Source organism: Flavobacterium sufflavum (assembly GCF_004016525.1).
GTDB classification, from domain to species: domain Bacteria; phylum Bacteroidota; class Bacteroidia; order Flavobacteriales; family Flavobacteriaceae; genus Flavobacterium; species Flavobacterium sufflavum.
This window is the reverse complement of record NZ_SACJ01000007.1, coordinates 47,229-61,330: the sequence shown is the minus strand read 5'-3', so window position 1 is coordinate 61,330 and position 14,102 is coordinate 47,229. Positions and strand designations below refer to the sequence as shown.

Annotated in this window: 10 protein-coding genes; all 10 read right to left on the bottom strand. The window is 35.2% G+C overall.

Annotated elements, in window-relative coordinates; translation table 11 throughout:
- Complete coding sequence (locus EOD40_RS11975) at nt 1–1,365, bottom strand: glycoside hydrolase family 43 protein (RefSeq protein ID WP_128195829.1); 1,365 nt, start codon at nt 1,363–1,365, stop codon at nt 1–3.
- A complete protein-coding gene (locus tag EOD40_RS11970; RefSeq protein WP_128195827.1) occupies nt 1,366–2,709 on the bottom strand; it encodes a glycoside hydrolase family 43 protein in 1,344 nt (447 codons plus the stop codon). It abuts the gene before it with no gap.
- Nucleotides 2,710–2,753: 44 nt separating this feature from the next.
- Nucleotides 2,754–3,647, bottom strand: coding sequence for an alpha/beta hydrolase (locus EOD40_RS11965; RefSeq protein ID WP_196781439.1), 894 nt, complete (start codon nt 3,645–3,647; stop codon nt 2,754–2,756).
- A gap of 34 nt (nt 3,648–3,681) precedes the next feature.
- Nucleotides 3,682–4,836, bottom strand: a complete 1,155-nt coding sequence (locus EOD40_RS11960; protein ID WP_128195825.1) for an alpha/beta hydrolase-fold protein — start codon at nt 4,834–4,836, stop codon at nt 3,682–3,684.
- Nucleotides 4,837–4,848: 12 nt separating this feature from the next.
- Complete coding sequence (locus tag EOD40_RS11955; RefSeq protein WP_128195823.1) at nt 4,849–5,973, bottom strand: alpha/beta hydrolase-fold protein; 1,125 nt, start codon at nt 5,971–5,973, stop codon at nt 4,849–4,851.
- 52 nt (nt 5,974–6,025) lie between these two features.
- Complete coding sequence (locus tag EOD40_RS11950) at nt 6,026–7,585, bottom strand: glycoside hydrolase family 43 protein (protein ID WP_128195821.1); 1,560 nt, start codon at nt 7,583–7,585, stop codon at nt 6,026–6,028.
- Between the two features lie 8 nt (nt 7,586–7,593).
- Nucleotides 7,594–8,553: a glycoside hydrolase family 43 protein gene (locus EOD40_RS11945; protein WP_196781438.1), complete on the bottom strand. Its 960-nt coding sequence runs from the start codon at nt 8,551–8,553 to the stop codon at nt 7,594–7,596.
- Between the two features lie 71 nt (nt 8,554–8,624).
- Nucleotides 8,625–11,225 (bottom strand): glycoside hydrolase family 31 protein, encoded by a 2,601-nt coding sequence (locus tag EOD40_RS11940; protein WP_128195819.1) that lies wholly within the window; start codon nt 11,223–11,225, stop codon nt 8,625–8,627.
- Between the two features lie 22 nt (nt 11,226–11,247).
- Nucleotides 11,248–13,185: a glycoside hydrolase family 97 protein gene (locus EOD40_RS11935; protein ID WP_128195817.1), complete on the bottom strand. Its 1,938-nt coding sequence runs from the start codon at nt 13,183–13,185 to the stop codon at nt 11,248–11,250.
- A 79-nt stretch (nt 13,186–13,264) separates the two neighbouring features.
- Nucleotides 13,265–14,098 (bottom strand): sialate O-acetylesterase, encoded by an 834-nt coding sequence (locus EOD40_RS11930; RefSeq protein ID WP_128195815.1) that lies wholly within the window; start codon nt 14,096–14,098, stop codon nt 13,265–13,267.
- Nucleotides 14,099–14,102: the final 4 nt, after the last annotated feature.

Here is a 14,102-nt window from a genome sequence, read left to right as displayed (position 1 = left end):
TTATTTTGAGAATTTCCAATAATCAAAATACATAATATCATTTTTAGCTCTCCCTTTAAAAACGAAATATAGATCGTGAATTCCGGAAACCTTTTTTACATCAATTGTCTGTATTGCCCATCTGTCATTTCCTCCAGTCATTGGTACATTTACAGTTCCAACTAACTCTCCCTCTTTACTATCCAATCGTACCTCCATAGTTACATTACTATTATGCGTTGTACCTATTCGGGCTGTAAATTTAGAAGCTCCCTCTTGACGGAAATCCACCTCTTTAACTTTGGTATAGGCATTATTATATTTTGCTGTAATAAAATTACCAACCACATTATTCTTCATCGACTTCACGCCTTCAGACCAGGCAATAGTTTCTGCCTCAGTTTTCACATAAGGATTCAATGGAGCTAAACTCTTTTTTATGCCTTCAGTCATATTCATCTGTACAATCGAACCGTCTTTATTAAACTTAGCTTCTTCTACACTAACGGAACGCGTAAAACCTCCGCCTCCTGGCAATGCACCGTTATGATAGAAAAAATAACTTTTCCCTTTAAAATCAATAATTCCAGGGTGATTGGTAAAAGAACCTCCTTGTGTAGGCATCACAACACCTTGGTATTTCCAGGGTCCAAGTGGACTTTTACTGGTTGAATATCCAATATGCTCTGATATAGGTCCTGCAGCAAATAATAAATAGTAGAGATTATTGCGTTTGTATAACCACGGTCCTTCTTCATAAGTGGTAGGTCTTAAATCATTTTTTTCTCCTGTACGTTTACCAAAAGCTTCTTCTGTATTAGGAAATTGTTTAATTTCTCCTTCAATAGAAATCATGTCTTCATTCAACTTGACATAATAGCATACTGGATTCCCCCAAACTAAATAAGCCTGACCATCATCATCTATAAAAACGGTTGGATCTATATCAGCATTGCTATTCGAAATTAAAGGCTTCCCTAACGGGTCAATAAATGGTCCATACGGGCTATCGGCAACCGCAACTCCTATTGATCCTTTTCCTTCTTTAGTGGTTATGGGTACATACATATAAAATTTCCCTTTTCGTTCTATACATTGAGGTGCCCAGGCATTCATTTTTGCCCAGGCAAACTCTTTATACGACAATACCGCTCCATGATCAGTCCAATTGACCATATCTTCTGTAGTGTATAATCTCCAATCGTTCATGGTAAACCAGGTAGAATCATCTTCATCATGACTCGTATATAAATACACTTTCCCATTATATACCATTGGAGCCGGATCGGCTGTATAATTGGTTTGTATAATAGGATTTTGTGCTTCTCCTATTGAATAATTTAAGATGGTAATAAGTATTGCTACTATTTTATAAGTCTGTTTCATTTATTTACTGAATTTCCATGCGTCAAAATTGAATAACTCTCCTTGTTCTCCCTTAAAAACGAAAAACAAATCATGTACGCCATTTACTTTTTTTACTTTAGTTTTAAATGTTTTCCAATTTTGCCATCCACCGGTGTTTTCTATTTTACTGGTACTAATAATAGCACCGTCAACATTATCCAAGCGTATCTCAACTGTTCCCCCGTTTAAAGACGCAGCAATAAGGTCAATATTTTTAGCGCCTTTTGCAAAATCAACTCCTCTAAGCTGAATAAAATCACCATTGTGAATTTGAGTTACATAAACTCCTGTTTCTTTGCTTTTATCTGATTTAACACCTTTACTCCAAGCCATAGTTTCTGCTTCGATACGCCTAAAAGGATTTAATGTTTCTATCTGTTCCGGCCCATCTTTTGTGAAATAACTATAATTTTGGATTGTTCCATCTTCGTTATAAACCATACGCTCAGCATCTACAGAACGTCTTTCATAAAATGTAGAAGTTTCGCTTTTAAGCAAATCATAAGTATGTCCAAAAACATAGGATTTCCCCTTATAGTCAATAATTCCCGGATGATTTCCTCTTGTCTTTTCACTCGCATCTACAATCATTCCTTTGTATTCCCAAGGTCCTAAAGGCGAATTACTCATCGCATAACCAATTCCCTCCGGGCAACAGGTAGAAGCATAAGACAAATAATAATGATTATTTTTTTTCCAAACCCATGGTCCTTCCTGATAATTTTTAGGTTTAGTAGGCTCTTTAACAATTTCACCTGAATAAGATATCATGTCCTCATTAAGTTTCACATAATATAAATCGGGATTCCCCCAATACAAATACGCCTGACCGTCATCATCAATAAATGGAGTTGGATCAATATCATTCCAAACATGATCTGAATTAATTAATTTCTTACCCAGAGGATCTTTAAATGAACCATACGGACTATCTGAAACTAAAACTCCTATACCTCCACCATGCATAGGACAGTATAAATAAAATTTGCCATTACGCTCAATACACTGAACTGCCCAGGCTCCATTATCCTGTTTAGCCCAACTAAAATCTTTTAAAGAGGCAACTACTCCATGCTCCGTCCAATTGACCATATCGGTTGATGTATAAAGCAACCAATTGAGCATTTTAAAACCTTTTGCATCGTCTTCATCATGTGAAGTATAAAGAAATATGGTGTCATTATGCACCATTGGTGCGGGATCAGCCGTATATTTTGTTTGGATTATTGGTTTTTGAGCTTTTACAGTTGAAAGATTCAAAAGAAAAAATATCCCAAAAGCCAATAATGTCTTTGTATTCTGCAATTTTAAATAATTGGTCATAATTGTTTTTTATAGACTGTTGTTAATCCAATATCTGATTATTTTTACTTCTCAACAGAAGCCGTATCCAATACTGTATATTGGCTTAAAGAAGCTACATCAACAGGCTTAAACAAAAACTGTGATAACATGTACAAACCATTTTTCCAAACTTTAAAATCATGTCCGCCTGGCTCTAAATAATATACATGTGGTACGTTTTTTTCCAATAAATAATCATGTAAACGCTTGCCGTAAGTAATTAAGCCATCCTTGTCTCCACAGGAAATCCAAAGCAATTTTAATTTTTTCTTTGCTTCTTCCGGATTGGGTACCAAAACTTCTGGTAATTTGGTATTTGGCGCAGAAGAAAAACCTCCAACCCAGGCAAATTTGTCTAAATTCCCCAAGCCAAAATTAAGTGATTGTCCACCTCCCATAGAAAGTCCTGCAATAGCGCGGTTCTCTCGATCAGTCAGAGTTGGATATGTTTTTTCGATAAACGGAATTAAATCATCCAACAGGTCTCTTTCAAAAACGGCAAAACCCTGAACTTTGTCCGGAGCCATAATATTTCCAGTAGCCCTGTCATCTTTAATGGCACGTCCGTTTGGCAACACTACTATCATTGGCTTAATTTTTCCTTCGGCAAATAAATTATCCAGAATTATTTGTGGAGTACCTCCTTTTAACCACTCTTTTTCATCACCTCCAATACCATGCAGTAAATAAAGTACAGGATATTTTTTGTCTTTTGAAAACCCCGGAGTCGTATAGACTAAAGCTTTTCTGGTCGTACCTACTGTTTTTGAAGCATACGATATTGTATCTATTTTACCGTGAGCAATAGCTGCTCTTAGCTGATCAAATCCTTTTGGACCTTCTTTTTCTATTTTTTGTGCAACAACAATTAGATTACACATAAAAAGCATTGTTGCTGTAACAATAATTTTTTTCATTATTTTATTTTTAGGTTGGTTGATAATTCGTTCTTTATTTAAATAATTGAGTTGCAAACTGATTTAAACACCTGCGCCAGGTGAGCCATTCATGAGCAGTTCCAATAGATTCATAATAGGCATATTTAATTCCTTGTTTTTCTAGCATCGTTCTAAATGCACCTACGGATGCTGGAAATGGGATAGGCTCTTTCGTTCCTAATCCAAGCCAAAAAAGCTTTATTTTTTTATTGATTGATGCCCCATCTTTATATTTTCCATTCATAAATGTGGACGCATCAATTGCATCTGTACTTGGATAATTGGAAGTTCCGCTAAATCCTCCATAATGAGAAAAAGTATTTAAATTATTCATCATGATTCTCATAGTTTGATTGGCTCCCATAGAAAGTCCTGCAATTGCTCTATTTTCTCTGTTTGCAATGGTGCGAAACTTAGCATCAATCATAGGAATTATTTCATTTATTACAACCTCTTCGAATATTGATTCTGGACGAGCACTATTGTTTTGAGGTTTATAAGCATAACCATTATCCATAACTATAATCATAGGATTTGCTTTTTTTGAAGCAATCAAATTATCCAATATTAAATTGGCTTTTCCTTGAACTGCCCATCCTGTTTCGTCCTCAAAACTTCCGTGTTGTAAATAAAGTACTGGAAAACGAGTTTTTGAATCTTCATTATAATTTGCAGGCGTATAAACAAAACAGCGTCTAAACGAATTCGTTAATTTAGAGAAATAGATATTTTCGCTAACAAGTCCATGTGGAACATCTTTCATAGCAAAAAACTCCTGATCAGCAGCTGGAATTTCTATACCGCTTCCCAACCTTCCAGCACCGTAAAAATATACTGTTCCGGGGTCAGGAACTGATGCTCCGTCAATATTGAGTTGATAATAATGGAATCCCTCATCCTGAGGTTCAGATACTCCTGTCCAGATCCCTTTCTCATCTTTAACCATGTCATATTTTATACCGTCAAGATCAAGCTGAACCTTACTTGCCTGAGGTGCCAGAATACTTGCTCTCACCCGACCTTCTGAATTGACTTGTGGATATAATTTCCCCTGCTGATTTACAGACGATGGTTTAAAATCTTCAACAACATTAAGCGACTTAGTTTGAGCAATACCAATTGTTGTTGTCAAAACACACGCCAAATAAATAATAGATTTGTAATTCATATAAATCTTTTTTTAATCCTTAAAAAGTAATGGTGCTAATTCTTTAAAACTACGTCTCCAAGTTTGGAATTCGTGACCAGTTCCTTCAGAAACATAGGAAACGGCATTAAATCCTGCTTCTTTTAGGCTAGTTACTGCATTTTTTACACCATCAGGACGTTCTTTGCTTCCACAACTTAAAAAGATAAGTTTCACCTTAGATTTATCTTTAATTTCTTCTGGTTTATAAGTTCCACCACTAAGCAGTGCAAAATGGGAGAAAACATCAGGCTTATTAAGTGTAATACTATGTGTTTCCATTCCTCCCATTGATAAACCACCCATTGCCCGATGAGCCTGATTGGCTGCCGTACGGAAATTTGAATCCACATAAGGAATTAATTCGTCTACAAGAACAGTTTGAAAACCATCAATTTTGAAACTAGCCATACCTCCCCATTTAACTTCATTGGTCATTCCATAAGTCATTACAATAATGAATGGTTTTATTTTCCCTTCGGCAATTAAATTATCCATAATTAAATTGACACGTCCCTGATTACTCCAGGCTGTTTCATCTTCGCCCCAACCATGTTGCAAATACAACACAGGAAAACGTTTAGATTGTTCTTTAGAATAGCTCGGCGGTGTATAAACATAAGCACGGCGTGAGGTATTGGTACTTTTTGAAGGAAAAAGAATTTGCTGTACATTACCATGAGGAACAGCTTTTAACGCATAAAAATCCTGATCATGAGCTGGGATTTCTATTCCACTTTCCCAACGAGTAGAACCATAAAAATTTAAGGCTCCAGAATCATTAAAAACTCCTCCATCAACCGTTACATGATAATAGTGAAATCCTTCATCCATTGCGCCTGCTGTAGTTCCCATCCAAAAACCATTCTCTCCTTTGGTAAGAACAGTACCTCCCTTTGCTCCTCCTAATCCAAGACTTACAACAACCGATTGTGCTTCTGGAGCTAAAATTTTAAATCGAGCATATCCCTGAGAATTAACTTGTGGATATTCCTGTCCTGGTTGATTGACTGTTGAAGGCTTAAAATCTTCTACAATTGTTGCCTGAGCTGTTTGTGCTATGCTTAAAGAAATATTAAGCATTAATAATACTAATAACAAAATTGAATACCGTTTCATAATTTTTTAATCGTTTAAATTTTTACTTTTTCTAATCATAATATTAAATCAACTATTTAATTTTGAACCAATCAAAATCAGCATATCCTCCCACTTCTTTTGTTGCATAATTAAACAAGCCAAAACGGTAACCCATAAAATGAGGAATTGTGTAGGACATTTTTAAAGTTTTTCCAATAACTTCCCATTTCTTACCATCTAAACTATAGTAGAAATTAGCTTCATCCTTTTTGTTTGTAAAATCACAATCAATTTTTAAATAAACCTGATTTTGTTTTAAATCAATACGTTGCTCCTCAGTAGACTTTCCTTTATTTGCCCCAATCATCACTATTGATTTTTGACCATTTTCAATTTTCACTCCTACTAATCCGTAATCTTTTTGTAAAGCGCTTAATCCTGCAAAATCACCTTCTTGCATTTTAGAAACATCTAATAAAGTGGAAGCAGTACTTGTTGGCCCAATAGTACGTTGTGTTAATGTATTTCTTGCTAAAAGAAAATCAGTATCAATTCTACCTGTTTTAAGACGCAAGTATCCTTTTCTGTCATTTATTGTCCAAAGAGAATTATCGGGATTATGGTTCCATTGCCATGCTAACGGTAGTGCTGGTTCTCCTTTTTTTCTATTAAATTCGTCAGAATCAACTAAATTTGGAATTAAACTTTTATTAGCTGGTAAATCTAAAGTCTCAGGAACTTTACCATTTTCACCTAATACAGGCCATCCATTTTCCCATTTTACAGGAACTAAATAAGGAATTCTACCAACCGCTCCAAAATCACGGAAAAGATAAGAGAACCAACGTCCATCAGGTGTATCTATAAGTCCTCCCTGAGCCACTCCTAAATCCTGAAAACCTACTTTTCCTTCCCAAGGACCATTGATATTATCAGCTCTGTGGATAACTACAGTTCGCATTCCTCCACTTGGCCAGCAAATATTAAATAAATAATATTTCCCATTAACCTTGAAAAGTTGAGAACCTTCAGATTGTAACATAATATTGTTTCCTGCAGGGGCACTCGCATTTTCTATTAAGACTCTTTTGGTTTCTTCTTTTACACCTGAAAGATCCTTGTTTAGCTCTGTAATTTGAAGTTTTCCTGCTCCCCAAACCATATACACTTTTCCATCATCATCGAAAAAAATGGAGTGATCGTGGTAAGAAGCATTTAAGACATTTTTTTTCCAAGGTCCTTTTTCTAAATTTTTTGTAGAAAAAATATATGTTTTGCCTGTTGTTCCAGAAAAGGTACTGACATAATAAATACCATTATGATAACGCAAACTACTGGCCCATGAACCTCTACCATAATCATTTTTTCCATTATCCAAATTGAGTCTATCATCATTATCTTCTAATGTTTCATAAGCATAATTAACAAGTTTCCAATTTACTAAATCAGTAGATTTCATAATTGGAACTCCTGGATTAACGTGCATTGTAGTACTGCTCATATAGTAGGTATCACCCACTCTAATCATTGATAAATCAGGAACATCTGCATAAATCAATGGATTTTTAGCTTTATTTTCCTGTGCATAATTATTAATCGTTGTTAAACCAACTAGCAAAACAATATAAAAAAAAGTATCTGTTATTTTCATCTTAATTTTTATTTTATAGCCTTTACACCTTCAGTAGTTTGGACTATTTTTTGAATAGTTCCATCTTCATTATAATACATATAGTCTACACAAACAGAGCGTCTGTAACTACCTCCTGTAGGCAAAGTTCCGTTATGGTAAAAGAAGTATGATTTTCCTTTATAATCAATAATCCCCGGATGTGTCGTAAAACTGTTAGGTACATTTTCCTGAATAATACCCTGGTAGGTCCATGGTCCAGCGGGATTTGTTGCGGTACAATATTCTATCATTTCTGGTTTAGTTCCTGCACTGGCATATACCAAATAATAAAGTCCCTTTCTTTTATATACCCAAGGACCTTCGATATAATTTTTAGGATTGAAAGTGGTAATAGGGCCATCTATTTCGGTCATGTTCTCTTTCAATTTCACCCATTTACAACTTCCATTACCCCAAAACATATAAGCCTGTCCGTCATCATCCACAAATACGGTAGGATCAATATCATCCCAAGCGTGAGGTAAATCTTTGGTCATTTCGTTTATCACAAGAGCTTTACCAATGGCGTCTTTAAAAGGACCTGTAGGCGTATCTGAAACGGCAACACCTATGGCTGCACCGCCCCCGCTAACGGCATCTTTTTTATGAAAGGTCGAAACAAACCAGTAAAATTTGCCGTTTCTTTCGATACACTGTGCTGCATAGGCATCACCCGTAGCCCACGAAAAAGTACTCGGCGAAAGTGGTGCACCGTGGTCTTTCCAGGTTGCCATATCGGTTGTAGAAAACACATGCCAATCGGCCATTTTATAATTTGTATCAGCTTCGGTAGCGACATCGTGCCCTGTATATAAAAACAGAGTGTCTTTATGTACAATAGGCGAAGGATCAGCAGTAAAAATGTGTTTTATAATGGGATTTTGTGCTGTAATTTCAATCATCGACAAACAACAAAATGCCAATAGAATCTTGGTATTCAATTTCATATTTATAGTTTTTTGGTTGGTTATTTTAATTCTTGGATAATAGTTTTATATCTATTTCAAATTCAGTTTATTTACTTTTTTATTACTACTCTTTTACCAGTATATTTTATTGTTTTTACAACAGTATCAGTATCATTTTCATTCCCTGATATCCATTTAATATTCACCGTGTAAGTAGTTGTTTGATCTTTATAATTTCCTATTTGATTCGCCAGAGTTAGGGTTTGATTTTTTTCATTCCAAATAATAGGAATCTCAACATATTTCCCTTTCTCATAATTGTAATTGTCCCCTTCATCATTGTAAAGTGTAAACGTGGCATCTTTACCTGTATACACCCGAATTTCTAGTTCTTCCTGTTTAGCTTGAGTACTCTGAATTATATTTCCCATAGGTACGATTGAACCTTCTTTTACAAAAACCGGAATTTTATCTAATGGAGCTGGCGTAACTATTGTTTGCCCACCTTCAAATCGTTTACCTGTCCAGAAATCAAACCATGCATTTTCTTTTGGTAAATAAACATTCCATTCCGTAACATTAGCTGCTGTTACCGGAGCAATTAAAAATGCTTTTCCAAACATATATTGATAGGCTTGACTTACAGCAGTTGCGTCCTTATTGAAATCCATAATTAATGGTCGCATTAAAGTTGAATTATTCTTAGAAATTTGCCAGGCTTCTGAATAGATATAAGGCAACAATTGATATCTAAGATTCATCATAGAACGCATATTGTTCTCTACTTTTTCTCCATATTTCCAAGGCTCTGTTTCCGTTTGATATCCATGCATACGGAATATGGGATTGAAAACAGCCCATTGGAACCAACGAGTCAGTATTTCGTGATACTTTTCATCTTTATATTGTCCTGATCCCGGACGGAAAAATCCACCAATATCGGTAGTCCAATAAGGCATTCCGGTAAGATTATAATTTAAACCTGCTACTATTTGACGTTTGTAAGTATCCCAGTTCCAACCTATATCACCCGACCAATTAATCGTAGCATAACGTTGCTGCCCTAAAAAAGCAGAACGGGTAAGTATGGCTACTCTTTTTTCTGGATTAGTACTTCTTTGACCTTCATAAACGGCTTTACTAACAAATAAAGGATAAGTCAATCGATAAAAATCACCTAAACCAAAGTAAGTTTGTTTGCCTTTTAGCGCATCATTTTCAGGTTCAGTCGCATCCATCCACCAGGAATCTACTCCAAGAGTAAATAAGTTTTTGTTGAGTGCATTCCAATGCGTTTTTTGGGTTTCCGGGTTGTAAATATCAATCCAGGGACTATTGGGGATAAATAAATTTTTCGATACATATTCCTTCGCAATTTCAGATTCTTTATTTAGATTTTCCCAAACAGAAACAGAAAAATGAGCATTCAAATCATGAATTTCTTTTATAAATTTTTCTGGTTCAGGATAATGTGTTTCATCAAATTTAGGTACTCCCCAACCATATTTTCCCCAATATTGCCAGTCTTGCACAATTACATCTACAGGTAAATTGCGTTTTCTAAATTCTTTAATTGTAGAAACCAAATGTTCACCTGAAGTATATCGCTCACGACATTGCCAAAACCCAAATGCCCATTTAGGCAACATGGGTACATTACCCGTTAAGTTTCGGTAATTAGCGATAATTTCATCGGTATCATTACCTGCAAAAACTACATAATCAAGTGATTTAGCATTAGGCGAATTAAAAACCGTTTCATTATTGGATAGCTTTAAACTGAGAGATGGTGTATTACTCGATTTGCAAACTACTTTTACAGTATGTTCCCCTGCTTTTAATTGAACTAATTGACTCACTGCCGGTGGCAGCCATAAATTAGATTGATTGATTACATCGATACCGTCAATCAGTACTAAATGACGACTATCCATCTCTCCAAGGTCCAGCATCAACGAATATTCACCGTCTTTAGCTACTGAAAAGCTACCCGAATAAACTGATTGCTGTTGTGATACTTTTTGCGTACCCGAAGTAGTTGTCACTTCCACTTCTCGTTTTTCTCCTTCGTTTACGGCATTTTTAACCAAAGAAATATTTTGATTGCTTGGATTAAAATAAGTCAAACCGTACTGGTGCCACAACAATCCATATCCTTTATTAGACACTAAAAACGGAATTGCAATTTGTGTATTGACCTGAATTAATTTTCGGGTTATATTTTTTAAATTATAAAAACCATCCTGAAATTGTCCTAACCCGAACAAATATTCATCCTGAGGAGATTCAAAACCTTGTTCAGCTACAAAGCAAGATTCTCCCAAAATAGAACTAGGTTTCATCAATCTGGTATTTGCCTTTTCACTAAGAAATACTTTTCCGGATTTATCACTATACTGAATAACTCCGCTCTTCTTATCGAATGCGACTGTTATTGCTTTTGTGCTAAGTTTTAAACTTGTTGCAGTTTCTTTCAATGCAAAACCGGGTACATTCGGTTTATTAATCAAAACAAATTCTTGTGTTTCTTTTGCATTTCCAATCTGATATTGTACCCGTATTGATTTATCCGTAAGAGGAATTATGTTTAGCACTCCTTCTGATAAATCGATAGCTAATTTATCTTTAGTCAAAACATATTTTTTGTACTGCTGTGCACTAATTGAAGTACACAGCAAGCCTAAAAATAAAATGTAAACTAATCTTTGCATATTAATGTTTTTAAAAGGGGAACTATTTTTCCATTGGAATTAAAGAAACTGCAAAACCTCCTCTACGAAGTAATTTTACCTCAATAGTTGAATTTTTATTCACTACCATAACTTGTGAAGAAAAAGCCTTATCATGTTTGCCATCAGCAATTAAAATCGCACGATAATTAACTCCTTCTTTTAAAAATTCCAGCTTAAGCTTTTTTGTTATTTCTTTACGCTCAGATGCGCTAATACCTCCAATGTACCAAATATCTCCTTTTTGACGTGCCATAGTTACTTCCTGACCTGGATAACCATCAAGAAGCTTTGTATCATCCCATGCTGTGTGTACTTCTTTTAAGAAAGTTTTAGCTTCTTCTGGTAAATCATAATAACCTTCTGGTCTGTCTGCTAAATGTTGCAAAGGAGACTCAAAAAGTACAGATAGCGCTAATTCATGACCATAAGAAGTAGAATGTGGATATTGAGAATTAGTAAAAGTAACAGGGGTATAATCCATTGCTCCCACTACATTTCGGGTAAAAGGCAAAATCGTATTATGCTCTGGCGCTGTGGTCGAAAATTCAGGTCCATTATTATACCATTCAGCACCTCGTACTGCTTCGTAAGTCATTAAATTAGGATAAGTACGTGACCAGCCACGGGGTACAATACAACCATGAAAATATACCATCATCTCAAACTGGGCAGCGTCTTCCAAAATATCAAGATAATATTTTATCATATCTTGTTTTTCACTTTCGAAAAAGTCAACTTTAACTCCAACTACACCCAGTTTTTTAAGTTTTGTAAATTCTTCAACTCTATTTTTATGAGTAAGCATTCGGTCTTTTGGCGTAGAAGATACCCATGTATGATCTCCTCCCGAATTATACCACATCAATGGTTTTATTCCTTTTGAATGGATATATTTTAAGGCGTCCTCTAGATTTCCACCGTTAGCCATAGCGTCCCATTCCCAATCTAACAGCGTATAAGGCCAATTCATTTTTACTGCTAAATCGGCAAACTCACATACAGTTTTATAATCTTTAGTCCCATGATTATTGGACCAGTAATTCCACGATACTTTACCCGGCTTAATCCAGTCAGTCGTTTTAAAATGAGTTGGAGTTGACACATCTTCAACCAAAGTACTCTCAACAATATCAGACAGGCTACCAATAGTAATTACCCTCCAAGGCGATTGCCATGGAAGTGAAATACTTGGTTTTGATTCTCCAGTACCTCTGCCATCTTTTGGATCGGGAAAAGTAAGTTTGTAAGTATTGCTGTCTTTTGTATTACTCAATTTTGTCCCACAATAATTACGGTCTAAATCAGCCTCATGTAACAAAAACCAACATGATTTATCTGATGAATTAAATAATCCCGGATAGCACCACTCTTGTTGAAGTATTTTATCCTCGCTTGACTCAGCATATAAACCCTCATTGGCCGGATTCCATTTCTCTAACCATCGTTTACTTTCTTTTGGTATTTGATAAGCAGTAAATTCATCATTAACAACATAAGAACCTTTTTTTTCAGGAAACTCATATCGAAAGCTAACTCCATCATTATAAGCTCTTATAATTAAATTTAATTTAGCTTTACCGGGATTCTCAAACGAAACAACAACTTCATTGGCTTCATTATCACGCACTAACTTTTTACCAAAAGGAAGTTCATAATGTTCCTTTACCAATTTTGGTTTAGTTGCTTTTAAAAAAAGAAGTTCTTTTGAAAAATCCTGGTCACTTCTTGATAATCCTAAATTTACTTTTGGAAGTATCTCAGATGTATTTTTATCTGTTTGATAAGATACTTTCAAATACCATTCCCCATTATTTTTAGCATCCATAGCATGCAGCGCTGCCACAATTTTTTTATTGGGTGACAGTAATACTATTTGTTGCGACCATGCATGGCAAAAGCTAAGTACAGCAAAAGACACTAAAATAATTTTTAACTTCATGATTTTAAATGATTCATTTTTTATAATCTTCTTTTTATTGGAAATCGGATATTCTTAGCGACAAAGAAAAATTTATTTCTTATTTCTTCATTATCTCAAGCATCTTTGAAGCATATCGTTTTCCTAACACTCTATATCCTTCGGCAGTAAAATGAAGATTATCTTCGCCATCCTGACATCCGCTGGAAGAAATCACATAGGAATTGGGGATTGTTTGTGGCAAAGTGGCAATGATTTTATTCATACTGGCACAAATTCCACCCTGATCGGCATGAACCACTTCCCCAGCCAGTAAAGGAGTAGATTCAGCTTTAAGATTTAAATCTTTCAATAAATTATCGTAAACTACTTTTACTTTTTTTGTCCAAAGGGTATCATTAGTATTCGATTCTCCCTGATGCAATAATATCCCTTTTATCACTCCGTCTTTCTGAGCAATTTTAGCCATTTCTACCAATCTGGCATAAGGATTTCCGTCATATTGAGCCACTGTTGATTTCAACCATTGTGGTGCTGTACTCACGTAAGCTTCATAATTATCTTTGTCAAAAAGTTCAATTTTGCATCCTCCCACAGCTACATTGATAACACCAACTTTTACATCTTGAGGAAGATTAGCAATCATTTCTCTTCCAAAATAATCTGCCGGGGTAAGTCCTGTAGTACAACGACTCAAAGGCGGAACTGCAGTATACCATTGTCCTTTTTTTCTGTTCAAATTATCACAATCTACTGCTTCTAAAACCTGAAAACGCTTATTTACTATAGTATCCTGAGGTTCAATTTTAGCATAGCCTTCCATATTAGACTGTCCTAAACAGAGATAAATATGAAATTTAGGATTTTGGGCAAATGTATTTGTTCCAAAAAATAATAGTGTGAAAGCAAAAAGTAGATTTAATTTTTTTTTCATTTTA

What these genes read in the sequence shown, in the direction of transcription:
- EOD40_RS11945 (WP_196781438.1), bottom strand. Translation starts at nt 8,553, where the DNA reads ATGAAATTGAATACCAAGATTCTATTGGCATTTTGTTGTTTGTCGATG.
- EOD40_RS11950 (WP_128195821.1), bottom strand. Translation starts at nt 7,585, where the DNA reads ATGAAAATAACAGATACTTTTTTTTATATTGTTTTGCTAGTTGGTTTA.
- EOD40_RS11965 (WP_196781439.1), bottom strand. Translation starts at nt 3,647, where the DNA reads ATGAAAAAAATTATTGTTACAGCAACAATGCTTTTTATGTGTAATCTA.
- EOD40_RS11975 (WP_128195829.1), bottom strand. Translation starts at nt 1,365, where the DNA reads ATGAAACAGACTTATAAAATAGTAGCAATACTTATTACCATCTTAAAT.
- EOD40_RS11960 (WP_128195825.1), bottom strand. Translation starts at nt 4,836, where the DNA reads ATGAATTACAAATCTATTATTTATTTGGCGTGTGTTTTGACAACAACA.
- EOD40_RS11970 (WP_128195827.1), bottom strand. Translation starts at nt 2,709, where the DNA reads ATGACCAATTATTTAAAATTGCAGAATACAAAGACATTATTGGCTTTT.
- EOD40_RS11930 (WP_128195815.1), bottom strand. Translation starts at nt 14,098, where the DNA reads ATGAAAAAAAAATTAAATCTACTTTTTGCTTTCACACTATTATTTTTT.
- EOD40_RS11935 (WP_128195817.1), bottom strand. Translation starts at nt 13,185, where the DNA reads ATGAAGTTAAAAATTATTTTAGTGTCTTTTGCTGTACTTAGCTTTTGC.
- EOD40_RS11940 (WP_128195819.1), bottom strand. Translation starts at nt 11,225, where the DNA reads ATGCAAAGATTAGTTTACATTTTATTTTTAGGCTTGCTGTGTACTTCA.
- EOD40_RS11955 (WP_128195823.1), bottom strand. Translation starts at nt 5,973, where the DNA reads ATGAAACGGTATTCAATTTTGTTATTAGTATTATTAATGCTTAATATT.